The sequence below is a fragment of the Flavobacterium mesophilum genome, assembly GCF_039581405.1.
Lineage (GTDB): Bacteria > Bacteroidota > Bacteroidia > Flavobacteriales > Flavobacteriaceae > Flavobacterium.
Window position 1 is genome coordinate 26710 of the sequence record NZ_JBCPXZ010000008.1, and the last position, 24090, is coordinate 50799.

The following is a 24090-nucleotide window of genomic DNA, read 5'->3' on the forward strand; positions in this document are numbered from 1 at the left end:
ATCTAAAAGTTTAGCAACAGCTACAACAGCAACAACAGCATATTCGCATTGCATGCATTTGCCCTTTAGGAAAATTAAACCTATTTCTTTTATTAGACATATTCTATCGAATTAGTAGAGATTTAAAGCAAAGATATTATATTTTTTTATTTACGAGGACTATTTTCTTATTTTTTTGAAAAAAAAAATTAAATTTTATAAATCCCGGCTGCTGTTTTTTCGATGAAAGCCTTTGGCAGTACGCGATTGGCATACACTGAAATGATATTGGCAAAGCCTGGAATAACTTCTGATTTTTTGCTGAACATCGCTTTAACTGCCATTTTTGCGACTTCATCCGGCTGCATATTAAACTTTTGAGCCATTTTGCTCAGAGCATCCAAACCCGCTCTTGAAGCAAAACCGGTATCAACCGGACCTGGACTAAAACAGGTTACTGAAATTGAAGTTGCGGCCAATTCGAAACGCAGTGCACGGGTAAACGACAAAACAAAAGCTTTTGTAGCCGAATAAACCGCTAATGTAGGCACGGCCTGATAGGCAGCAGTGCTGCATATATTTAAGATGTAGGCTTGTTGTTCCTGTGACAGTATAGGCACTAACAGGTGTGAAAGTTCTACCACTGCATTCATGTTAAGCTGCATCATGCCCAGCTGATCCATTAGAGCTGAACGGCTGAAATCGCCCCAGACTCCATAACCGGCATTGTTGACTAAAATGCCAACGGGATACCTATTTGTTTTTATCCAATCGGCTACTTGTAATGCTGCGCCATTCACAGAAAGATCAAGTGGCAGAACAGCGGCATTAATGCCGTATTTTTCTTGAATCTCATTAGAAAGTGTTTTTAATTCCTCTTCATTTCTTGCGACAAGCAGCAGCGAATATCCCTCCTTTGCCAATTCATAAGCAATAGATTTCCCTATGCCTTTGCTGGCGCCCGTTATTAAAGCGTATGGTTTCCTCTTTTGGCTCACTTTTAATTAATTTAATAATCAAATATAAAGATTAAATGTAAAACCATTTCTTAAAAGTTTTATGCAACATTAAAAGTAGAAAAATAGCAAATAAAAAGTTAAAACTTTCGTTTTAACTTTTTATTAAATTATTTAAAATTTCCTGGAATAACTTTGGTAAGCCCATACTCCAAGGCTGATAAATGATACTTAAGAAATACACGGGAAATACAAATGCAATATTCATTAAAATGTTTTGGATTTTGCACATCCTAGATCATGCACATGCAGCAAATGCCGGACAAATTTTCTAAGACCTATGCTACAATTTCAATTTTATAAAATTCCAATTCCTTTTCTTTAGGTACTATATAAACTCCAAACAAAATGCGGAACCGAAAATTATTATATCAAAATCATGGCCGACCATTCTTGCAAAAGTAAATAACAGCGATATTCAAGGTCATAAAATGTTACATTCAATATGTATTAGAATGGTTTAATTATAGCGTATGCCGAACTTTAAATGGCAAAAAAGAGGTTTCAAATAACAAAATCAAACGTCTTTGACTCGAATATTGATAAAAGTTTACACCATCCATACCATAGTAATCCGGCTGCCTGTATCCCTTGCCCTACTCCAATATTTAACCGCTTCAAACCAGAAACTTTTTTTCTTTAATTACCGAAGAAGAGCAGTCTAAAATTGAAGTACACAACATTTTTAGAATTCCGATTCAAAGCATAAACTAATAAATGCTATTAATGATTTGTGATCTTTTTTGGTTACTTTTGAAGCAGTAGTTATTGTGCGATTTAAAACAACAAGGGAAACACATAAAACAGATTGCAATAAATAAGCTTATTTTTTTCTTGTCAAAATATAATGAAATGAAAACTGCGCATTTTCGTCGAAATGGTTTTTAAGCCCTTCTATGGCATAATTAATACAAAATAGTAATGACAGAGTCAAACCAGTTGCTTTTCTTTTTTAGTGCTTTAGGAGCTTTTAATGGATTCATACTTTCAGTATATTTTGCCATAAACGCTAAGAATAAAAAATTTACAAACTATTTTTTATCATTGCTGCTTTTGGTTTTAAGCATCAGAACTGTCAAATCAGTTTTTTTCTATTTTAATCCCCACCTATCCAATATTTTTATTCAGATTGGGCTTTCTGCCTGCGTTCTGATTGGTCCATTTCTTTTTTTATATCTCATATCGGTTACAGAGAAAGAAAAACCAAACTGGACAAAACATGTGATACCTTATTTGGCAGTAATAACAATTATTGGATTATTTTATCCGTATGTTGAACATCACGCAATTTGGAGTAAATATATTGTAAATGCTATATATATTCAGTGGTTCATTTATATTATTCTTTCCTTTAAATATCTCCGGCCCATTATTATTAAGCTTAATAGGAGAGAGAGTTTAAAGAGATTGGATTTTTGGTTTCTAAGCATTTACTTTGGTGTGGTGCTTATGTGGTTAGCTTACAGCCTTGCTGCCTATGCGTCTTATATATTAGGAGCTTTGTCATTTACCTTTATTTTATATTTAATTGTCCTGCTTTTAATTTTTAAAAGCAGCAATCAGTCCACTTTTTTTCATGAAAAGGAGCAATATAAAACCAAAGAAATTGACAAAGAGACACTGGCTTCCATCGACCAAAAACTATCAATATTAATTGAAAAAGAACTGTTTCTTAATTCAAATTTCACGCTTGAAAAAGCAGCAAATGAACTAAAAATAACAAAACATTTACTATCTCAGTATGTAAATGAGATATTAGGTAAATCTTTCTCAAGTCTAATGAAGGAATATAGAATTGAAAAAGCAAAAAAGTTATTAGAAACCCAGAAATACTATACAATTGAAAGTCTAGGTTACGATTGCGGTTTTAATTCAAAATCAACCTTCTTTACCGCATTTAAAAAAATTACGGGACTAACTCCTGCAGAATATCAAAAATCCTTATTAAAATGAGTTCGATTTTATCAAATCGAACTACTGTCTTATAAAATAAAACCTCAAAACAATTTGCATTCAGGATATTTGCGCTCATTATTAACAATCTAAATTCTGAATAATGATAAAAGTACCGAAAGCTATAATGCAAAACATTTTTACCTTCCTTCTTCTTTGCTTAATTCCTTTTAAAATAAATGCTCAACGACAGGAAAAAAAACTAATCACACAGGCAATTGAAACTTATTTTGACGGCTGGATGAAAGGTGATACTTTAAAAATTGGAAGCGTAATGCACTCTTCGTGTAATTTAAAAAACATCAAACAAAACCATGTTGTCATAACTGACAGAAAAAATTATTTAAGCAGATTCAAACTTCATCCGAAGCTTGAAAATTCATTTGGCAGAATTATAACAATTGATAGTACTGGAACAATTGCTGCTGTTAAATGCGAAATAGAAACACCTGAACGCATTTTTACTGACTATTTTAATATGATGCTGCTGAATGATAAATGGTACATTGTAGATAAAATTTCAACTAATATCGTTAAATCAAAATAATTACCACATTCGATGAAGCCTCTTTTTTTCTTAGCCACGTTTATACTGCTTTTTTCATTAACTACTCTAACAGCACAAAATTTACGGAACAGCGAAATTGATACTTACATAAAAGAAGTTCAAAAACAATATAATATTCCGGGATTAGCGCTGGCGGTTATAAAAGACAACAAATTGATTCACAAGATGAATTATGGACTTGCCAATATCGAAATGGGAGTTCCTGTCACAGACAAGACGCTATTTCCATTGTTTTCAACTACTAAAGTAATGTCGGTTATAGCAGTTTATCAATTAATTCAAGACAATAAGCTATCGCTGTATACACCCATTTCTTATTTTTTAGACGATTTACCCAATACTTGGAAAAATATACAAATAAAAAATCTGATAACTCATTCATCGGGCTTACCCGATATTGTAAATTATGCCACCGAAAATGAAGAAAATGCAAAACAAAAAGTTTACAATGACAGCATAAAATTTTCATCAGGAAAACAATTTGATTACAATCAAACTAATTATTGGCTTCTTAACAGAATCTTTCAAAAAGTTGTGAATAAAACACTCAGTCAATTTATTATTGATACTCAATTCGAATCAGCATCAAAATCTGTCATTTTTGAAGGAAATAATCGTAAAGTAGTTGATAATTTAAGTTATGGGTATGTAAATACAGGAGGTATCGATGACTTTCTAAAAAGAGACTGGAATTTTCCCGAGTATGCATATGGTGCTGCAGCGCTTAACATAACATTAGATGCTTTCATTGAATGGAATACAAAGTTTGATAATGAATGTTTTATTTCTGATAAAATAAAAAAGCAATTATTGATTCCATTTAATTATGAAATCAAAAGGGATTTCACACATGGATTGGATTTAATAAAAGAGAATGAAAATGTTTCTTATGGTTTTACAGGAGGGCTGTCAACAGCCTTTAGAAAATTTCCTGATAAAAAGCTAACCATAATTCTTTTGGCAAACGGAATGTTTATCCCTGCAGACAAACGAGGTGGCATAAATGAAATAGTGAATATTATTGCCTCCCTAGCTGAAAGAAAGCAATAAACCTCTGCTATTAAATATTAGGGTGTGGCGTAATTATTTTAAAATAATGGGCAAGGTCGTATTTTAATCAAAAATGAAATATTGAATGTTATTATTTTTGTAAAATCATCAAGAAAACGGTTCGAGAATTGTCCCGGTACGGATCCATAAAAAATGTAAAGCCTGCGAAATAAATATTTTCAGGCTTTTTTTTGTTCGATAAGACATCTATGCAAGGGGCACGGAAGAAACTGCGCTTCAAAAGTGGCAGAGACTTTAGCTTGGCAGGGGTTTGAAATTATGAAAATCAATGAAGGCAGCAATTCCGCATATGCTGTAAAATACAGCCCCAATGCATTACCAATAAGTGGGTTTTCTAAAAAATATGACAACCCTTTCAATCCTGCATCGGATTTTGCTGCAGTCATGACTTTGCTCGCAGGCAGATGGCAAATGCCCCTTTATTGCAGGAGCAGAAAAAAGGATTCCTATTACTCACGAAGATCCTAAACTATCGGATTCAACTCCTCTTCAGACAAAGAGATGCAGAAAGAAGTCTTAAAATCACAGCTGAAATTCTATACCTTTTCACAAATCAACAGCTAAAACAAAAAAACTATATATTGTTTTTACTATCAATCTACTTACATTAAAATTCTCCACGAAAAATAAAAACATTTTATATAACCGACACAAAACTATTTTCAATGACATAAAAAAAATCTATAGATGAAAATCACAAAGGCTTTGTGTGAGTGACTTGCTGCTAATTTCGCCGCCGGAAATTAACTTTCAATCATCTTCTCTCATTAACAACTCTAGGGTACAAAAAAGATACAAAAAATGAGATACTTTTATATGATTTGAAATTTTGACCTGCGGTCGAAAGAGCACATTCCTCTATCGGCAAAACAAGCGTTTTTTATACTATAATTTTAGCGTATATTTGCCGATAACGGAATCTTAGATACAATATGAAATATCTTTCAGTAGTACAATTTGCAAAGAAGCTGAATCTGTCTGAAAGGACAGTTCGTAATTATTGTTCAACAGGAAAATTAAAAGGAGCTTTCCTAACTGGCAAAACGTGGAATATTCCTGAAGATGCAGTAATTTCTCAAAAAGAAACTAAAAAAATAAGTGTAAATATTTTATTAGACATTCTAAAAGAACAAAAAAATATGAAGCTGAAAGGTGGTATCTACCACCGCACACAAATTGATTTAACTTATAATTCAAATAAAATTGAAGGGAGCAGGCTAACGCATGATCAAACGAGATATATTTTTGAGACCAACACAATCGGGGCATCTAAAGAAATTCTCAATGTAGATGATATTATCGAAACCTCTAATCATTTTCGATGCATCGATTTTATTATAGATAAAGCAAATAATAAACTTACCGAATCTATTATTAAAGAACTTCATTTTTTATTAAAGTCTGGTACTTCCGATAGTGGAAAAGATTGGTTTAATGTTGGAGAATATAAAAGAATACCAAATGAAGTTGGTGGCAATGAGACTTGTCCTCCTAACCAAGTTCCTCAAAAAATGAAAGAACTGCTTACGAACTATCATGCAGTTAAAAATAAAACCATAGAGGATATCATTGATTTTCATTATAAATTCGAAATCATACATCCTTTTCAGGACGGAAATGGACGTGTAGGTCGATTAATCATTTTTAAAGAGTGCCTCGCTAACAATATAGTTCCATTCATAATAGATGAACAGCTAAAACTGTTTTATTACAGAGGGCTTCAGGAATGGAATAATGTAAAAGAATATCTCATGGACACATGCCTTACTGCTCAAGATAATTACAAATCAATACTTGATTATTTCGAGATAGAATACAATTAAAAATCTAGCCCTAGAGATTGGAAAAAATCAATCACAGCTAATTTCCAGTTCCGGAAATTAATTCTTCAACTTTTAGAGAGTGCCAAAAAAAAAAAGCACAGAAAAGATACAACCAAAAATCCTACAATTTTAGAGAACTCGAACTACAAATTCTCTAGGTCTTTTGAAGTATTGCATCTGGATGCACAAAACTCTCAACACTGTCGAGAGAAACTTGTTCAAGTACAACTAAAATTTTAATGATCGATACCTTACAATTAGTAAACATATAAATATTGAAATAAATTATATTCTTAATAATTTTCAATCCGAAACAAAACATTTAAAATAAACTTTTACTGCAAAGCATTGCTCACGGCTTAAAATGGAATCTGTCAATTGTCGTGACAATGTCACGACAATTGACAGATCATAAATTAAATCATCATGAAAGATTTCTTATTTTAAACTTATTCCACACTTATCTATCTACCAACTTATAAATTTAATCCACTTTTCTAGTTTCTGCATTACTCTAGAGTAGAATTATTTAAGACATTTTAATTACATATTAAACATTAACTATGCTATTTTCACTCCCGGAAATTAACTTGATAGGCCTTGCGGGCTGGTGCACATTTTGAATACAGAATCGGTACAAAATATAAATCCCTAAAATCTGACTTAATATAGCATCATTTAATCTGAGTTTTTGCTTTCATTTTTATTTATTAATCTGTTTTTCTTTTTGTGGAACACATTTTTACCTGCCTTTATTTACTATTGCGCCACTTAGGTTGAAAATTGGCTTTCTTCTCTTCATTGTACTAAAAATTAAATAGTTATATTTAAATTAAGAATATAACATATGGAAGAGAAGAAAAAAAAATACAGCCTGCCATTCAAGAAAAATGCTCTCAGGCAAAGCGACGAAAAAGGTTGTGTTTGGAAAGTTGCAGAAGAGCTTGGGATTCCACGCCAAACGCTATACAGATGGAAGCAGGAATCTGTTAAGTATGGGGCAAATGCATTCTGCGGGTCAGGTTACGGCAACTGTAGATCAAGCCCTGATCAAAAGAAGATCAACGAACTTAAACGCAAAGCCAAAAAGTCCGAGGAATCGCTAGAAATCCTAAGGAGGGGGACTAAGCATATTTCCCAAGGAAGGACTCATGTTTTCGCCTTCATCGAAAGCAATGAAGACTTGTATTCGATAAGAAGAATGTGCAAGCTTCTGGGAGTAGGAGAAATGACCTATCGGAGATGGAAAAAACAGATTCTGCCCAAAAAGCAGATGCGGATAAACTTACTAAAAGAAGCGGTGTCTTCCACTTTTTTTGAATTAGGGCAACGTAGCGGCAGCCCTTCAATTGCTCATACACTTCAAAACCGAGGTTATGACATATCGCATGCCAAAGTAGCTAGATATATGAACCAGATGGGACTTTATTATAAAAGGAAGAAAAGATTTAAGACAACAACTAATTCTCGTCATAATAATTACGTTTTTCCAAATATCCTCAACAGAAAATTTGCAGTAACAAACCCATCTCAAGTCTGGGTTTCAGACATCACCTACATAAGAGTAAGGGAAGGGTTCGTATACCTGACGATTATTTTGGATCTGTATGACCGAAAAGTTATCGGATATAGCCTTAGTAATGGTATGAGCGCTGAACGAACCACAATTCCCGCCTGGGAAATGGCGGTAACTAATCGAAAGATCAAAAATGAACTTATATTTCACTCCGACAGGGGGATCCAATATGCAAACAAAAGCTTTACAAGCGCTTTAAGCTCATATAAGACCGTTGTTAGAAGCATGAGCCGTAGAGGAAATAGTATTGATAATGCTGTTGCTGAGAGTTTTTTCTGTACTTTGAAAAGAGAATTAGTGTATCGGATGCCAGTAATTGCGAAAGAGGAAATGAAGATCGAAATAGTCGACTTTATAGAAAATTGGTATAACAAAAACAGAATACATTCAGCCTTGAACTACAAGACAATCGAGCAGTTAAATAAAGACTATAATTCAGCAAAAGATTTTTAGGTATTTGTTCCCTATTAATAACCACAAAAACTGAAAAGATGAAAAAAAACAGGATTTATGGCCGTGCATTTAAAATACAAGCTGTTTTGCTCAGCTATAGAAAGGGCAATATCGAACTGGTCGAAAAAGAGCTCGGAATAACGCCTTCTTTGCTGAATAGATGGCGTCAGGACTATCAAAAATATGGAATCGGAAGTTTTCCTGGAAATGGCTATCTCAGATTAAACGCTGCTCAGAAGAGGATATATGAAATTGAAAAAAAGATCAATGATTCAGATCTTAAATTGGAAATACTAAAAAAAGGCAGTACATCTATTTTGCAAGGCAGGCCGATGATCTTCCGATTTATACAAAGCCACGAAAAGATATACTCCATCAGAAAAATGTGCAAGGCTTTAGACGTACCCATCCGCTCCTATCATGGCTGGAAAAGTAATCCAATCTCGGAAACTCAAAATATGAGAATACTAATTGACAAGGAAATTACGGCTATATTCTTTGAAATGAAGCAAAGATATGGAGCTCCAAGAATAGCCATTGAACTTCAAAATCGCGGTTATAAGATCTCAGCCGCGACTGCCGGAAGATACATGAAAAAATTAGGTCTATACAGTAAGATAACAAAAAAGTAATTCTACTATAATTTAATTACATCTATGTGTGTGTGTGTGTGTGTGTTGCAACATCCCAATTACTTTTAAAATTTGCAATCATTTATGAAGCATAAATAAAGCGTGTGAAATATTATTTTTTTATAAAACAGATTGTTTATCTGAATATTCAAACCGTCATTCAAGTGAGCCTATAAAATTAATTTATTCCTGCCTTAATAAGTTTTAGGTACGAGACTTTGAGATACTATCTGTATTGCTTTTAATTCTTTTTTATATGGCTGGCCAAACCTAATTCTTTCATATATTGATATACAGTGCTGCACGATATCTTGTACCCAGCATTTTGCAATTCAACCGTAATTCGCTGACATCCATAACGTTGTTTACGAGCAAAAAATATACTCGTTATTACTTTTTTCATTAAATTTTTTCTTTTTTGCCTTTCTGTAACTGTTTGTTTTTTCCACGCCCTGTAAGTCGCTCTACGTATACCTAAAGCTTCACACATTAGTCTAGCGGAATATTTCTTTTCATTGCTTAGCATAAAATTAAAAAGCATCTCTTTCCCTTCTCTGATATATTTGCCGGCATTTTTTAGAATTTCAAATTTCAAATCTATTTTATTAATTTTTTTTTCCAATTCTTGGATTCTCTGCTTTTCAAGATTCAATTTTAAGTATTCATTACCTAAGGAATCCGGCAAATCGAATTTTTTATATTCGCGGCGCCAAGCACTTAATGCAGCCGTATATAAACCTAGTTGTTTTTCCAGTTTTGCTAAACTAATATTATTTGTTTCATAACTTAATAATACCGCACTCTCTTTAAAAGCAAAATCATATTTTTTTCTGGTACGCTTCATTTTAAATTTCTAAAGTTATTAGTCAGTCTGTCCTATATCGCTATTTATATCACTTTAAAACTATTCCCTTCATATCTTAAAACCATTTAAGTAATTAATATGAAGACTTATTAAACCTTTCATCATTTGCAGCTTTTATTAAATTGCTCTATAGTCTTAAAATTCAGTGCAGAATGTATTCTGTTTTTGTTATACCAATTCTCTATGAATTCAAATATTTCTATTTTCATTTTTTTTTGGCTAATCAGTTTGCTTTTTCTATTTATCAATTCTCTTTTCAATGAATTGAAAAAACTCTCAGCAACAGCATTATCAATACTACTACCTTTTCGGCTCATACTTCTAGTGCAATTATAAGAATTAAGTTCGGCTATAAAAGCTTTGCTGGTATATTGGACTCCCCGGTCGGAGTGAAATATCAATCCGTTTGGAACATTTCTGTTTTTTACAGCCATATTCCAAGCATCTATCGTCGTCGTTTTTGGGAAAAGCCTACAGCTAATGCTCCAACCAACTATTTTCCTGTCAAACAAATCCATAATAATGGTCAGGTATAAAAAACCTCTGATCGTTTGAATATAGGTAATATCCGATACCCATACTTTAGAAGGCTCGTTTACTCTAAACTGCCGATTTAAGATATTCGGAGCAGTATAATTATTATGAGTAGAATCTGTTGTTACCTTAAATTTTCCTTTGATTATTTTTTTTAATCCTAATTGCATCATATAAAAGGAAACTTGTCTTTCTGAAATCTTATATCCTCTTTTGTGGAGCTCTTTTGTAATTTTGTTTCTTCCATAATATTTTTTAAATCTGAAAAATATTGAAGTAATATCTTTTTTTAATGAATCTATGTATTGTTTTTTTAATGAAATTCCATTCTTTTTCCATCTATGATATCTGCCATAGCCCACTTCTAAAACTTGACACATTTTTAATACAGAATACTTATGTTCGTTTTCTTTTATGAACTGATAGATTACTGAATTTTCTTGATGAAGATAAATAGTTGCATTTTTTAAGATCTCAAATCTAAGTTTAGAATCTTCAAATTTTTTTTTTAGATCATAATATAGTCTGTCTTCAGGGTGCACTCGTGCATGGCCACTACCATGAAAACTCCCAGCGCCAAATTTTTCATATACTTGACGCCACCTGCTCAATAAGCTAGGCGATATTCCAAGCTCTGCCGCGAACTCTTTAAGGTTACTTTTCTCATAGCTTAAGATTACTGCATTCTCTTTAAAAATTCGATCATATTTTTTTCTCATTTCTATCATGGTCAGATTCAACTTATATGTCAATAACTACAACCTAGATAATAAATTGCTTAATCGGTTTGATTTCCAATCTATTGATTTTATTTCTGCTCTTCTTAATGCAAATCATAAATCCGATTGGTAAAACTCAATTTACATTTTTTTATAATAATTAACTCGCTTGTTTTTTGTACAGGAATTCATATCCTAAAGAAGCTAGGAAACATTTTTTTTGGATTAATAATATCCGGAAATGAAAAAAAAATGTAAAGAAATTGAATGGACGATATCATAAAATTAGTTGATTTTATGTTTCACTAATTCAGATCCCCGAAATTATCATATTGCTTAATAACAAATAATAAACTTTTCGAAATACAATATGGGTACAAAACATATTGTAACAAAATCTGTCTACATTTTCATTTTACACTTCCACTTTAGCTACCATATTTTTTCTGACATAAATAAATGGTTCGAGTCCTGTTCCTGCTACAAGGTAAAAGACCGATCTTTAAAAAAGATCGGTCTTTTTTTTATGTCTTTTTTATCAATAACAAAACTTTAACCTACAAAAACATAATGATTCATCAATCCTTTTAGGTTGACCTGATGGGATTCGAACCTATTTACCAATCATTTTTAGAAGAAAGAAGCTAATAATTTCATGTCAAGATTTACAAACATAAAGCCTACAGTCCATCTATAAATTTATATGCAAATCTTGTGAGAAATAAATTATATTAGCACTTCATAAACTGATAATTAAATAAGCTTTTTTTCAGTTATAGCTTAATATATATGGAAATCACTTTTAGTCCCAGAGCTTTTTATCCTGCTGAATTAAAATTATTTAAAAAACTAGTTGCACAAAATGAAAAAATGGCGAACAGAAAAATAAAATTTTCTCATTTAATCATTGCTGGTGTAATAGGAATCGGATGCGCTTATGTTGCGATTAAAATACCTGAGAGTTTCTGGACATTCCTCTTTGGAACTCTTGGAGTTTTTGCATTTTCATTTATTGCATTTATGCCTTATGAAATTTATAAATTGACAAAAGAGCATAAAATTATATTGAATCAACTTAATGAAATAATAAATAAAGGTGTAGTTCGTACTTGCAGAATTTCTGCTGAAAGAATTGCTATAGCACCAGAATATGAAGATGAAAGTGATTTGTATATTATTGAACTTAATAAAAACGAAGTACTTTATTTATGGGATATAGGATACAATTTGAATAAAAAATTTCCTTGCTTAGACTTTGAAATTTATGAAAATACTTTTTTCGATTGTACAAACATGCGAATTTATCCTCTAAGTGATAAAACAAAACCAATTAAAATTGACAAGAAAGCAAAATGGGATTATATGAAGAAATTTGGCGCGCCTGGGAATTTAGAAATTCGCAAAATTGCTTTTGATGAAACATTGAAAATTAGTTAAATAGTATACAAAAAAAGAACATGAATAAAAAAGTCCCTAATAGTGTTGAAATTGTTGATAATCATTTAGATCATTTTTTTGACGAAAATGAAGATATTGTTGTATTTGATGAAATAGAATCAGAAATAATTCATAGAGATATCTTTTTCATAAAAGCAAACCAGGACAGACCATATCATATTTTATTAAGCTGTGGGATGAGTGCCTTACCAATGGATGTTCCAAAAGATACTGAATCATCAGAATATGTCGAAATAATGATATTATTACCAAAGGAATGGAATTTAGAATATGATTCTTTTAGTGATGAAAAAAACTACTGGCCTATTAGAATTATGAAGGAAATAATGATGTCACCTCATGAAAACAAAACTTGGTTTGGTTTTGGGCATACTTTTGGGTATGAAGAAGATGATGAATTTGCCGAAGGTGTTGGATTCAATTCTGTAATGCTGGCGCATTCTATGGAATTGTCAGACGATTTTACTCAAATTCAATTAGAAAATGAAAAAGTAGTTGACATTTACACATTAATCCCTCTCTACAAAGAAGAGCTAGAATTCAAGAAAAAAAATGGAGCATATGCTTTACTTGAACATTTTGACAAATTTGGAATTGAAGAAATAGTGGAAATTGGGCGAAAAAATGTGTGTAAATAAGAATCTAATAAACTACAATTATCTTATAATTAGCCTTTAATTTTTACTTGTATTTAATTCGATTTAGCCACTTCTTGAATAGTATTGGGAATCTAAATCTAAAGGTTAAATATAAAACTTTATCGAACTTAATTTCTTTAGATCATTGTCAAAATGGTTCGACAATTGTCCCGTTAGGGCTACAAGAAAAAATGTAAAGCCTGATAAATATTGATTTCTCAGGCTTTTTTATGGTTCGATAAAATTTATTTCCATTAAGTAAAATACATAAATACAGTATTTGCTGGACAAAATGATTCGAATCCTGTCAGGTCAAAATTTTAGCAGCAAAATTCTTTACGCCTATTCAAATCCAAAAATAAATCTTCAAAACAGCATTAAAAACAGCTAAACTTCTGCTGAAACAGATTGTACGTCTGTTGAGTCTTTTCAAATGGGTTCTGAGCGTCAAATTCTTCCTTTCAATATGATTAGTTCCAAAACGCTTTACTGAATGCATTTTCTCATTAATCAGATACTTGTAGTTTTTTAATCTGTCTGTAAATATCTTTTTTGCTTCTGCCAATTTCAGAGTTTCCAAAACACGATTCAGAGTTTTATTAGTTCGTTTGCCTACATTAAAACTAACCACACTTTTAGAATTCTTTTCCAATGCATAAACCAGCCAGATATAATTTTTCTTGTGTCTGATATAAGTGCACAGCTCATCTACTTCATAAGTTTTGCCTCTGCTAACAATTGGTCTGGTTATATTTCTCGCAATGCAGACAATTCTTTTCAATAATGTTGTGGCCGATATTTTCAGTATTCTTGCAGTGCTCCTTATCCCTAAACCTTCTTTGGTTAATTGGATAATATTCTGGGTTATATCTCCTTTATAAGCCAGATATGCATAATTTTCAACTCTAGTTTTTCCGCATGCTCTGCAAATATATCTTTGATTTCCAGATTTTGTCTTTCCATACTTTATCATCTTTCGAATATCACCAACACATCTGTAACACCTAGTCTGGTTTGAGCTCATTTTTTTCGATTTAAGGCATTATAAAATAAAAAAACAGCCCAAAGGCTGTTTTAATTTTTATGCGATATTAATATAAATATCTGATTTTCTGTAAATGTTAGATACAATAATTAACCACCAACACATCTGATACATTACCCCTTTTTAACAACTTTACGGAAAATTTTAAACTGCTTCTAATAAATTACGGTAATCATATTTTTTATACACTTCAATATTCGCAGATTCTTCTTTTTTTAATTGAATCATTTCATTTTTTAATTCAACTCTAAACCATTGGTCTGGTTTAGTATGTGAAAAAGTACTTAACTTTAATGCAAGCTGTGCATTCAATTTTCTTTCTCCTGACAGATACTTATGAAGGTTGCTGTCTCGCATTTCAAAGTGAGCAGCTAATGTTTTCTTAGAAAGATTAAGCGCTTTCAAATACATCTTAACAAAATCGAGAATTTTTAAAATCTGCGTTTCATTCTCACTCTGAATATAATCTTCCAATTTAAACTGAATAGAAAGCAATTGATTCTTTAATATCTGTTCTTTGGATTGTGTGGAAGAATGTGATTTAATAATCTCTTTTAAGTCAGCTTTTTTCTTGTCATTCCAAATATCACTAATTTGAATTTCTTTATTTTTCATATCCATTAATTTAAAAACTCTGTAATTAATTTTTCACCGCCCACAGGAGGAATAATCATTGTTGTCTCTCCGTATCTTAGAGCATAATATTTTGTTGAATAAAAATTAAAGCCTTGTTCACCAAGATAATTATATCCATGTCCTGCTCTCATATGCATACTTGCAGTCGCAAAAGGTTTTAAATTCCACATTTGATTTTTAATCATATTTGGTACAAATTTACCAATTCTCCCATTTTGTTGTATGAGCCAATGATGCAGAGGTTGATATGGCTTTGCAAATCCCTTTTCTAAATAGTATTTACGAGTAGCAGTCCACGAGCTGCTTCCTGCAATTTTTAATCCTACTTTAGCAAGTCCTGTAAATATAGATTTTACCAAAAACACATCCGAAATTGCCATTGCTTTATAAAAAGTGCCTCGCCAATAGTTACCATTTTGAAAATGATCAATTGCCGCTCTTCCAGATCCCCATATTGGAATCATACTTTCTAATGTTCCAGGTTGACCCACTGCATCTGGATTTGGTCCTGCTTGACCTTCATCAGAAGATTGTTTTTTCTCTTCTTTCTTAGCGGGGTCCGCAAAAATCTGTGTTTGAGACCCTAAAAGCAGTCAGAAAAGTTTTTATCAGCTATACATTTCTCTGAAAAAAAATGCGCAAAGTCGGAGACATTTGCGCAGCTTTTCAGTTGAACTCCTCAGAGAGCGGGTTACAAAATTTAAGTTGATGAACCTATATTTTGTCAATGAACTCCATAAAAGTCTTATTTAAAAAAATTGCTTCTTCTTTTGACATTCCAATAAATGGCATTTCGTAAATGTCGCCTGTACTTTTTTCTATTGCAAAAGCAGTATCTCCACCATCTGAGCCAAAAATAAAAAATTCGGGAGCATATTCTTCCACATTATAATCCAAATTAAGCTCAATCATATCAGTTAATTCCCACAACACAACAAATTTTTCATCGGTACTTATATCGGCGCCATTTGCTTCTTTAAAAAAGGCTATAAAACCTTCAGGCAAAATAAAGTTAACTTGCTTTAAAAAGATTTCAACTTCTTCTGAAGTTGGAGCAGAATTTTTATCTATATTTTTCATCTTATTTTTTATTTTTTAATATTTCGCATTAAGCTATTCCAATAATTAGTGTAGGCACTATGTTGTTTAGGTGTCAAAAAAGTTTTGTTTAACATGTCCGTGGGACTACCTCCAAATTTCACAGGATGTATTTCATGTATCTGCAAACCTTTCAAAGCTTCAGGGTTTGCTCTACGTAAAGCGGCATTTTTAATATTAGCCGAATTTCTTGCTGCTGTATATTCAGCTCCCTCTAGTAATCTGAAAGGTCCTTCTGGCTTAACCCCTCCTTGAGGATATCCTTTCCAATCAATAACAGAAAAAGAACCTTCTTCAACAGTTTTTATTTGAGCAGCCGCTTTTTCAGCTTCAGCCGCTTTTTCAGCTACAATAAGACTTTCCTCATATGCACTTTTTGCCTCACTGCTTTCGCCTCCTACGGTTAACGTAATAAAATTAATTAAAAATGTAAGTACTGGGCTTAAATTAGAATTTAAATTCTGAATATCTTTTTGATATTTTGCTTGTTCTTCTTTCGATTGTGGGTCAACTTTCTTTTTATTTTTCGAAGGGTCAATTCCATTATCACTAGATATATTTTCAGTACTATTTTCGTTTGAACTATCTTCAGAGCTATTGTTATTACTATCACTTTTATATTGGTCACTCCAATGTCCTCCATTTTCATTTAAAAATTTACTATGGAAAAAAGTAGAAGCTTCCATTCCATCAGGATCTATAAATTTCTGAGTATGAAATCAACAATTTCAAAGTTTTACTTTTTTAATCAATCGTATTTCAAAACAAAATCAATCTTAAAAAATTATATTCCAATTCCAAATAAAAATAATCTGTTTTGAAAAATAACATTTAAAGTCAGGAGACTTTTAAGAGGATTCTTTACTAAAAAAAAATAAAAAGCTACGCAAAGTCAGAGACATTTGCGCAGCTTTTCTAATTTAAGAAATCTTTGTAGAGGAGCGAGGCAATCATATTATAAAAATACTCTACCCCATAAATCCAGTGCGTAATAATTGCTTCACGAATCAGATTTATCCAAAATTGTCGGACTCTGTATTTTTGAAGTTTATTAAAAATTCTATTTTTTCTTCTCCTATTATATATGGAGAAGCTAAGTCAATAATATATTCTTTTTTATTTTCAATATTCATTTCATCCCATTCACTGGTATGTCCTAGATGCCTTTTTATTGAATTTATTAAACTTTTTTCAAATCTGTTTTCAGGTTCAATCATAAATGAAAACTCTTTTCCTACAGATGAATTAAATTGCAACAGTAAATCTGACAAAATTTCTCCAACGATAGGACTAGCAGCAAATTCTTTACTTTCAAATTCTTTACTTTCAAATTTAACATAGCTTATAAGCTTTATTAATGTATATAGCTTCACTTTATTTTCTACCATAATTTTTTATTATTTTTTTATTTATCGCTTTCCTCCAAATGGATTTGGACCTGAATAAATTATACTTTCTGGTCTTAGTTGTCCTGTATAATATAATTCGAAAACATCTGAACCATTTGACTCTAATCCTGCTTGTTGATAATTATTCAATTTCATAATTATCACCGCGTTACCTCTATTTACATGCGTTTTTTGATTTAAAAATAAGATCTGAGCTGCCTCAGCCGGAGTCATTAATGCATGAGTTACGTAAACTTTATTACTTTTGTTAGGAAGAAGAACTTTTGTTTTGCTAATTTTATAAGCGGATTCAATGCTGGTGTAATGAATATAATATCCAGAACTATTATTTCTTTTTATAATATCATCTACAATATCTTCACTTGAATCAGCCCACGGAGCTATTCGCATGTATTTTCCTTCACTTGCAAACTTTTTAAAATACCAATCTTCGACATGTGCAGCTCTTCCATCACCAACAAAAAACAATGGAAGTGCCCCCACTCCCACTGAAGTCGCTGATACAGGAGACGTAAAAGAAATTGACCATTTAACTGCTTCAGCACTTAAAACTCCAGCACCAGTCATTGACAAATTCCTACTTGCGTTAAAAGTATAATTGGCTCCCTTAAAACTGAATGGTGTTCCAGGACTTTTAATACTTTTTCTAAATAATGAAGAAATATTGTCCCCAAAAGATTTGAAATTTTGGCCTGCCCAATCAAAACCACTTCCAATACTTCTCATTCTAACATTATTCCTCCACCATTCTTTCATTCCGGTATCTCGCCAAAACTGCTTTCCGTCAAACTCTGTACCACCGCCACCGTCCACTCCTGGCATGCCGCCACATCCTTCACAAATATTTCCGCTTGGGTCCGTATATTTCAACGGATTATTCAGTACATATCCGTATTGGTTGTAACTTTGTGTATCCTCCGGATTTTGTATATAGTTGTCTATCTGCAAAAATCTGTGAAGTATTGGATCGTATAACCTAGCGTTCATATTAATGAGTCCTACACTCTGCAAATGCTCATGCCCAGTATATCCTCTATCTAATACGGTCAATCCTGATAGTAAATTACCATTACCATCCTGTACTTTCAAAATACTTCCCCAAGCGTCAAATAGTCGCTTCTCCACTATATTTGCATTTGCATCAGTAATGGCCATAATACTGCCCTGATAATCGCGGTGTAAATATAGATAATTCTGAACAGTTCCATTGCTTTTTGAAACTATTGGTGCATCATAACCATCGCCACCAATGTAGGTCAAAAATTCTAAGTCACCAGTTGTAATATTTTGTTTTATTTCCATTGTCCCGTCAGCTGAATAATATTTACGAGAGGGGCGAAGCAACTTATTATCCTGTGGTCCTCCATAAAACATTGCACTGCGGTGATTATTGTCATTGTAAGTAAAACTAATGTTATCAATGTAATTACCGTCACGTCCTTTTTCTTTAATCGAAAATGGGCTTTTGAAGGCATTATAACTAATATCTAAATTCAGTTTTGGCGCAGAGTTCGCACCCGTACCTCTGTTTTGATAATAAGCTAAAGCATTTGAACTTAATGTAATGGCAGTATTCTGATAAGTTTTTGTTCCATCATATTCATAGGTACCTATGCTATTTTGAGTAATTTTTCCTTTTTCATCATAAGCTTGTGTTTCTTGCTGGCCTTGAGCGTTATTGTAGGTCAATAACTGATCTACTCCATTATAACCCGGAGTTTCATTCCAGTTGAATAAGTTATTGGTTCTATTCTTCAAATTCCCTCTTTTGGCTTCAAAAGCAGTCGTCAATGTCATCACATTACCCGGATTAGCTCCTGTTCTGTCAAATTTAAACTGAGTGGCATATCCATACGGGTCGAATGATTGGTTTATTGCAATACCATTTCCTAAACTTGCACTTGTAAGTTGTCCTCTCTCGTCTGCTGAATTGGTCTGCCAAAGTACCTGCTGTGTGACATCGTCAACCATTTGCCACGGAAAACCGTTCTGGTATTTACTTTTAATAGTTCTTGTACTTTTCTTTCCCGATGCAATTTCAGTTGCAGTTGATGTCTCTTTGTCAAGTCTTCCGAGCGAATCAAAAGCAAGTTCTTTTACAAAAACCGCGTAAGGAGTAGTTTCAGTCGTTTTAGACAATCTTTTAAGATTGTCATATTCATAACTATTTGTAATTATTTTGGATTCTAAATTATCTGCAAAAGTATTACTTGTCATTTGGTTCAGTCCGTTATAGGCATAAGTAGTCTTGCTATTTGTATTGTTATTGGTTCCAACAATAGATTTTTCAGTTAGCCTCCCTGCTGAGTCATATGTTAAAGATGTCGTTCCATTAGGAGTTGTTTCTGTTTTCAGCTGTCCATATGCATCATAACTATAAGAATAAGTCCCTGCGTTTGAGTTGAACATGCTAATTTTATTTCCCCAGCCGTCTATACCCATTTGCACTTTGTGACCTTGGTAATCTGATTCTTGTAATTGACCATTAGCAAAATAAGTAAATTTGATCGTTCCTCCTGGGTCTTCTACTTGAATTTTATTTCCTAATGCATCCATAGTAGTCTTCGTGGTTTTTCCGTCATCATCAATGGTGGTCGTCAAACCGGAATAAGTAATATTTTGGATTTTCTGTGTTGAAGCCGTAATTGTTTTTGGCCTCATTAAATAATCATATTCATAGCTGGTCCATAAGCTTGGTGTCGAAAAATAAGGCTCGCTTTCTTTTTCTATTCGTCCTAAGGCATCATAAACTATTTGTTTTGAGATTATGGAATTTGCAGCAAACCCCTTTGTCGAGTTTTTTACTGTTCTTCCCAAAACATCATATTCAGTAATTGTTTTTGCTTCTAAATTGTCCGTTGTTGTCAAGGTATATCCCCCCGTCGACAGTTTAGTATAGACATTAGTAGCAACAATCGGTACGAGTGAAGAATTCGTTGTAGTTGTAGTCAATAATTTACCCCAGTTATCATAGGTGAAATCATTTACTATACTCATATAATCTGTTGACTTCTTCACCTGACCAAGTGAAGTATATTCAAAATTGGTAACAAAATTTTGATAATCTGTTTTCTTAACAACAAAACGTTTGGTAGTTTCATATTCGTCCCTTATTGTACGTGATGGAAGAACAGTCGGAGCTCCGGGCGCGCTTACAGTTTTAATCAATATGTTTCCAACTTCATCATAGGACATTTCTTCTACAATAGCGTACGTATTATGACCTTTCTTTTCCGCTTTAATCAAATTTGGACCACCGTAAGTATATACATCTTCGGACGTACGTGTATCTCCACTATAAATATTGGTAGACCTCTTTATTTTTTTTGGTCTTCCTACATAGTAGTTACTTCCAGTTCCAGAAGCATTATTGTCATACTCTGAGTCAATAATGGTTGTTCCTTGCAATGCAGTTCCACTAAATGTCTTGGTTATCCTATTGGTTTCCAACCCAAAATAGTTCGTGCTCTGAACTGTTCCGTCATAGGTAAAAGTTGTTTCGATTTTAGTATCTGCCAAGTGATCGATCATAGTCTGTTTTGTGAGCAGTATATTAAATACACTGCTATTTGTTGGCGTTGCAGTTCCTGCAGGCACTAAAGAATAAGCTCTGAAACTGCTTCCGCTTGTTCCCTTCACACTGAAGCCTGGCTTCAACACAACCTGTGATGACTGATAATTAACATTCAGATTGTCATTTACAGCAGATGAGGCGGTAATGGAATTATTTGCAATGAAATTTTGATTTGAAGCAACTGGATCAGTAATATTAATATCACTTTGATATGTATTCCATGGCTGGTTCCCTCCGACTGTATTATTTGCAAACTCATTTGTTCTAGTACTCAGAAGGCCTGTTGGTGTACTATTAAACACAGTATTTTCATCAGTACTATTCCATTCAATAGTATTTGTTCCTCTCAAATTTGGATCATTAAATTGGGTATTCCATATTTTTGTACTTGAGGACGACAAATACCAATTACTTCTTGTTGCCCGGGTAAAACCAACACTACCATAAATAAAATTAAAAATATAACTTCTGTATCTAAAATCCTGATATTTAGAAATGCCATTGATTGTTTCTGTTAATTTAGAAACAAAATAACTTTTATAATCACGAATAATATCAACATTTGGATATGTTACGGCATTTTCTGAAGAATAAAAATCAGTTGCAGCATTACCTGTACCACCATCAATAGCCTGCATTGACTTATATTCAATATTCTGTTTTATATTTCCATTAGCTTCAGATACTTCAACAAGCCTGCTCTCTGTTTCTACATTTTTGTTAAACTGATAATACTCGATTTTGTTATAATGTCCTCTAACTAACACAATATCAGTATTTGAATCTTTATATCTGTAATTGGATACAATTGGAATTGGAATATCTGGTGAAGCGGAATCAAACAAACCAGAGTCGTAAGTCTGATCAAATCCTCGACTTGCGCGATTTCCAATGTTATTAGCAAAACCTGTTATCTGCCATTGTGTATTATGATTCTTAGGATCAAAGAATGAAGATGGACTGTAATATTTTCGCCAAACACGAACAAGATCTGATTTTCCGTCACCATTAATATCAATTGCAAAATAATTACTATAATGAATTTGTGTCGCATATCCGACGGGTTCCTTACTCGTATCCGGACGGTATTCAACTATATAATAGCTAACATTTTTGAAAAATGTCCCCGCAATAGGATTAAGATTACTAAAATAAATCTGCCACAAGGTCTGGCCTTCTCCCCCTTCAGAATCCGGCAACATAATATCGGTTTTCCCGTCACCGTTAAAATCCCCTAAAAGAATTTGTTTTGTTGGAGAATATGCAGATAAAATTCCTGTCCCAATAATTTCTATATCATTCCAAGGAGCATTTTGCAACTGCTTAATCCCCAAAATACGATATGCTTTAGTATTTTTATTAATAATTATAATGTCGGTTTTCCCGTCCCCATTGAAGTCCGCCGTATCTATATATTCTAAATCTTTACAATAGTTAAAATTTGTCAGTTGAGCTAAATCATTAGTATTTAAAATCGTTGACGCATTGGGAGATAAATTTACAAAATAAGCATTTTCTGTACAATTCCCAATCGTTGACTCCTTTTGTATACAATTACAATTTAGTGCTTCTCCATGAGGCCCAGTACATGGTCCGTCCATGCCATAATGGTCAATTTGATGATACTGCATTACGATAACATCGGAAATACCATCACCATTAAAATCGCCCTCCAAATATTGGTTGTTAAGATTAACTGCTTCAGGATATTCGTTGGCGGAGGCAGTCGCCGCAACGCTTCGGCTCTGCTCTTCTCCTCCACCTCCGCCTGTCGTGCATTGTACATCGTTATATACAATATTAGGAATGGGAACTGTTTTTGCATACACTTGATTTACAGCTCCACCTATTAAATCAAAATACTTAAAAGTTACTGAATTAAGATCAACCTCTGCATTAATAATTGTATTGAACTGATTCAATTTATTGTTAGTCAAAGTTGTGGCTGCAAAAGATTTCCCTGATGAAGTAGAAACGGGCATTGTGATAGGTGCGCTACCAGAACTTCCATTAAATAAATTTGTATACAACTGATTTTTAACGGCAAAATCTATTCGACCATCTCCATCAAAATCACCTTGTACATCAAATTTATCGAAATCAAGATTATTAGAATATGTTTTTTCTTTTCTTTCCTGATCTGTAGGACTAGGTGAATATTTAAAGGAAACAGGATTTGCCGGCTCTCCTTGTCCATTTATCTCCTTTATAGACTCTACTCTTTCATAACCAAGTTGAGCATCTGCAACTTGGGTTAGTTCATACGTTCGATAAGCTGCATTATTGCTATAAACAATAATGCTTTTTAAAATATACTCTGAATCAACCGCATTTCCTTTTATATACTGGCGTTCCGAACGTTTTGCATCATTATACTTAAATTCAATTTTATTTTGATTTGATATTCCTGCCGCAGTATTACCACTAAATAAAATAAATCTTACATGTATTTTTCCGGTTGAATCATATTCATAATTGATAAAATTGCCATTTGCATCTTCATAACGTACAATATACCAAGCAGTCTCCGATATCGAATTCTGTAAAGTTCCATTACCTACGGATCCGTACCAACTTCTTGATCCATCAGGAGCAGTTACTATAAAATAAGTGGTTGTTCCCTCAATTTTCAACTCGATTTTTGTGTTGCTTTTGTATTCGGTTTCATATGTAGAACCGCTCGCCCAATAGGTTCCGGTTTTTATCAAAAGCCTTTGGCCGTCCAATGCCAGCTTGTCATTATCGTCAAAATCGACACCATCGACAAAGCCATCAATATCTCTCCTTGTGGCAATACGGCTAATGGTAGAAATACTAGTGATATTCCATCCCTGTCCTGCTATTCCCCACCTAACGCCACTATTATAAGTAAGATTAATTGCTGGCGCAACATTTTTTATACTTGGCGGAGTTGCAATAGGCAATGTATAAGTTGCAGTACCTGAAGATGAAATCTGCAGTTCTCCTTTTGTATCAGTAAAATTCTGAGAAAACAAAAAATGACTTGTCAGAATAAATATAAAAATGTAAAACTTCTTCATGC

Annotated in this window: 18 protein-coding genes and 1 pseudogene; 9 read left to right on the top strand and 10 right to left on the bottom strand. The window is 32.9% G+C overall.

Annotated elements, in window-relative coordinates:
* Nucleotides 1-188: 188 nt before the first annotated feature.
* Nucleotides 189-977 carry an SDR family NAD(P)-dependent oxidoreductase gene (locus tag AAYQ19_RS20635; protein WP_343538963.1) on the bottom strand — a complete coding sequence of 263 codons (789 nt, stop codon included), beginning with the start codon at nt 975-977 and terminating at the stop codon, nt 189-191.
* Between the two features lie 939 nt (nt 978-1916).
* Between AAYQ19_RS20635 and AAYQ19_RS20640 the strand changes: the two genes are divergently transcribed.
* The 7 genes and pseudogenes from AAYQ19_RS20640 to AAYQ19_RS20670 all read left to right on the top strand — a co-directional run bounded on the left by AAYQ19_RS20640 (nt 1917) and on the right by AAYQ19_RS20670 (nt 9071).
* The gene (locus AAYQ19_RS20640; protein WP_343538964.1) at nt 1917-2948 is read left to right on the top strand and encodes a helix-turn-helix domain-containing protein; all 1032 of its coding nucleotides are present in this window, start codon (nt 1917-1919) and stop codon (nt 2946-2948) included.
* Between the two features lie 103 nt (nt 2949-3051).
* Nucleotides 3052-3495: a nuclear transport factor 2 family protein gene (locus AAYQ19_RS20645; RefSeq protein ID WP_343538965.1), complete on the top strand. Its 444-nt coding sequence runs from the start codon at nt 3052-3054 to the stop codon at nt 3493-3495.
* A gap of 12 nt (nt 3496-3507) precedes the next feature.
* Nucleotides 3508-4566, top strand: coding sequence for a serine hydrolase domain-containing protein (locus AAYQ19_RS20650; RefSeq protein ID WP_343538966.1), 1059 nt, complete (start codon nt 3508-3510; stop codon nt 4564-4566).
* Between the two features lie 243 nt (nt 4567-4809).
* Nucleotides 4810-5198: pseudogene (locus tag AAYQ19_RS20655) on the top strand (hypothetical protein); the annotation flags it as partial.
* A gap of 321 nt (nt 5199-5519) precedes the next feature.
* Nucleotides 5520-6410, top strand: a complete 891-nt coding sequence (locus AAYQ19_RS20660) for a Fic family protein (protein WP_343538967.1) — start codon at nt 5520-5522, stop codon at nt 6408-6410.
* A gap of 847 nt (nt 6411-7257) precedes the next feature.
* Nucleotides 7258-8439 carry an IS3 family transposase gene (locus tag AAYQ19_RS20665; RefSeq protein WP_343538968.1) on the top strand — a complete coding sequence of 394 codons (1182 nt, stop codon included), beginning with the start codon at nt 7258-7260 and terminating at the stop codon, nt 8437-8439.
* A gap of 38 nt (nt 8440-8477) precedes the next feature.
* Nucleotides 8478-9071 carry an IS3 family transposase gene (locus AAYQ19_RS20670; RefSeq protein WP_343538969.1) on the top strand — a complete coding sequence of 198 codons (594 nt, stop codon included), beginning with the start codon at nt 8478-8480 and terminating at the stop codon, nt 9069-9071.
* Nucleotides 9072-9312: 241 nt separating this feature from the next.
* Here AAYQ19_RS20670 and AAYQ19_RS20675 read toward each other — a convergent pair whose 3' ends face one another.
* Both AAYQ19_RS20675 and AAYQ19_RS20680 read right to left on the bottom strand, forming a co-directional pair.
* Nucleotides 9313-9915: a transposase gene (locus tag AAYQ19_RS20675; protein ID WP_343538970.1), complete on the bottom strand. Its 603-nt coding sequence runs from the start codon at nt 9913-9915 to the stop codon at nt 9313-9315.
* A gap of 122 nt (nt 9916-10037) precedes the next feature.
* Nucleotides 10038-11198: an IS3 family transposase gene (locus AAYQ19_RS20680; RefSeq protein ID WP_343538971.1), complete on the bottom strand. Its 1161-nt coding sequence runs from the start codon at nt 11196-11198 to the stop codon at nt 10038-10040.
* 780 nt (nt 11199-11978) lie between these two features.
* Between AAYQ19_RS20680 and AAYQ19_RS20685 the strand changes: the two genes are divergently transcribed.
* Together AAYQ19_RS20685 and AAYQ19_RS20690 are read left to right on the top strand one after the other, a co-directional pair.
* Nucleotides 11979-12626 carry a hypothetical protein gene (locus AAYQ19_RS20685; protein WP_343538972.1) on the top strand — a complete coding sequence of 216 codons (648 nt, stop codon included), beginning with the start codon at nt 11979-11981 and terminating at the stop codon, nt 12624-12626.
* A gap of 20 nt (nt 12627-12646) precedes the next feature.
* Nucleotides 12647-13285 (top strand): suppressor of fused domain protein, encoded by a 639-nt coding sequence (locus AAYQ19_RS20690; RefSeq protein ID WP_343538973.1) that lies wholly within the window; start codon nt 12647-12649, stop codon nt 13283-13285.
* A 346-nt stretch (nt 13286-13631) separates the two neighbouring features.
* On the opposite strand, the gene AAYQ19_RS20695 is transcribed toward AAYQ19_RS20690, so the two are convergent.
* The 7 genes from AAYQ19_RS20695 to AAYQ19_RS20725 form a co-directional block, all read right to left on the bottom strand.
* Entirely contained in the window at nt 13632-14309 is a 678-nt protein-coding gene (locus AAYQ19_RS20695) for an IS1 family transposase (protein ID WP_343538974.1), read from the bottom strand.
* Between the two features lie 165 nt (nt 14310-14474).
* Entirely contained in the window at nt 14475-14945 is a 471-nt protein-coding gene (locus tag AAYQ19_RS20700; protein WP_044048381.1) for a helix-turn-helix transcriptional regulator, read from the bottom strand.
* Between the two features lie 5 nt (nt 14946-14950).
* Complete coding sequence (locus tag AAYQ19_RS20705; protein WP_343538978.1) at nt 14951-15430, bottom strand: hypothetical protein; 480 nt, start codon at nt 15428-15430, stop codon at nt 14951-14953.
* Between the two features lie 250 nt (nt 15431-15680).
* Nucleotides 15681-16046, bottom strand: coding sequence for an SMI1/KNR4 family protein (locus AAYQ19_RS20710; RefSeq protein ID WP_343538979.1), 366 nt, complete (start codon nt 16044-16046; stop codon nt 15681-15683).
* Between the two features lie 8 nt (nt 16047-16054).
* The gene (locus AAYQ19_RS20715) at nt 16055-16750 is read right to left on the bottom strand and encodes a hypothetical protein (protein ID WP_343538981.1); all 696 of its coding nucleotides are present in this window, start codon (nt 16748-16750) and stop codon (nt 16055-16057) included.
* 327 nt (nt 16751-17077) lie between these two features.
* On the bottom strand, nt 17078-17452 hold the full coding sequence (locus AAYQ19_RS20720) for a hypothetical protein (RefSeq protein ID WP_343538983.1): 375 nt from the start codon (nt 17450-17452) through the stop codon (nt 17078-17080).
* Nucleotides 17453-17473: 21 nt separating this feature from the next.
* The gene (locus AAYQ19_RS20725; RefSeq protein ID WP_343538985.1) at nt 17474-24088 is read right to left on the bottom strand and encodes an FG-GAP-like repeat-containing protein; all 6615 of its coding nucleotides are present in this window, start codon (nt 24086-24088) and stop codon (nt 17474-17476) included.
* Nucleotides 24089-24090: the final 2 nt, after the last annotated feature.

Bases quoted from the DNA above. Each gene is read 5' to 3' on its own strand.
- AAYQ19_RS20685 (WP_343538972.1), top strand. From the start codon at position 11,979: ATGGAAATCACTTTTAGTCCCAGAGCTTTTTATCCTGCTGAATTAAAA.
- AAYQ19_RS20700 (WP_044048381.1), bottom strand. From the start codon at position 14,945: ATGAAAAATAAAGAAATTCAAATTAGTGATATTTGGAATGACAAGAAA.
- AAYQ19_RS20675 (WP_343538970.1), bottom strand. From the start codon at position 9,915: ATGAAGCGTACCAGAAAAAAATATGATTTTGCTTTTAAAGAGAGTGCG.
- AAYQ19_RS20660 (WP_343538967.1), top strand. From the start codon at position 5,520: ATGAAATATCTTTCAGTAGTACAATTTGCAAAGAAGCTGAATCTGTCT.
- AAYQ19_RS20695 (WP_343538974.1), bottom strand. From the start codon at position 14,309: ATGAGCTCAAACCAGACTAGGTGTTACAGATGTGTTGGTGATATTCGA.
- AAYQ19_RS20715 (WP_343538981.1), bottom strand. From the start codon at position 16,750: ATGGAAGCTTCTACTTTTTTCCATAGTAAATTTTTAAATGAAAATGGA.
- AAYQ19_RS20640 (WP_343538964.1), top strand. From the start codon at position 1,917: ATGACAGAGTCAAACCAGTTGCTTTTCTTTTTTAGTGCTTTAGGAGCT.
- AAYQ19_RS20650 (WP_343538966.1), top strand. From the start codon at position 3,508: ATGAAGCCTCTTTTTTTCTTAGCCACGTTTATACTGCTTTTTTCATTA.
- AAYQ19_RS20690 (WP_343538973.1), top strand. From the start codon at position 12,647: ATGAATAAAAAAGTCCCTAATAGTGTTGAAATTGTTGATAATCATTTA.
- AAYQ19_RS20710 (WP_343538979.1), bottom strand. From the start codon at position 16,046: ATGAAAAATATAGATAAAAATTCTGCTCCAACTTCAGAAGAAGTTGAA.
- AAYQ19_RS20645 (WP_343538965.1), top strand. From the start codon at position 3,052: ATGATAAAAGTACCGAAAGCTATAATGCAAAACATTTTTACCTTCCTT.
- AAYQ19_RS20705 (WP_343538978.1), bottom strand. From the start codon at position 15,430: ATGATTCCAATATGGGGATCTGGAAGAGCGGCAATTGATCATTTTCAA.
- AAYQ19_RS20665 (WP_343538968.1), top strand. From the start codon at position 7,258: ATGGAAGAGAAGAAAAAAAAATACAGCCTGCCATTCAAGAAAAATGCT.
- AAYQ19_RS20725 (WP_343538985.1), bottom strand. From the start codon at position 24,088: ATGAAGAAGTTTTACATTTTTATATTTATTCTGACAAGTCATTTTTTG.
- AAYQ19_RS20680 (WP_343538971.1), bottom strand. From the start codon at position 11,198: ATGATAGAAATGAGAAAAAAATATGATCGAATTTTTAAAGAGAATGCA.
- AAYQ19_RS20720 (WP_343538983.1), bottom strand. From the start codon at position 17,452: ATGGTAGAAAATAAAGTGAAGCTATATACATTAATAAAGCTTATAAGC.
- AAYQ19_RS20670 (WP_343538969.1), top strand. From the start codon at position 8,478: ATGAAAAAAAACAGGATTTATGGCCGTGCATTTAAAATACAAGCTGTT.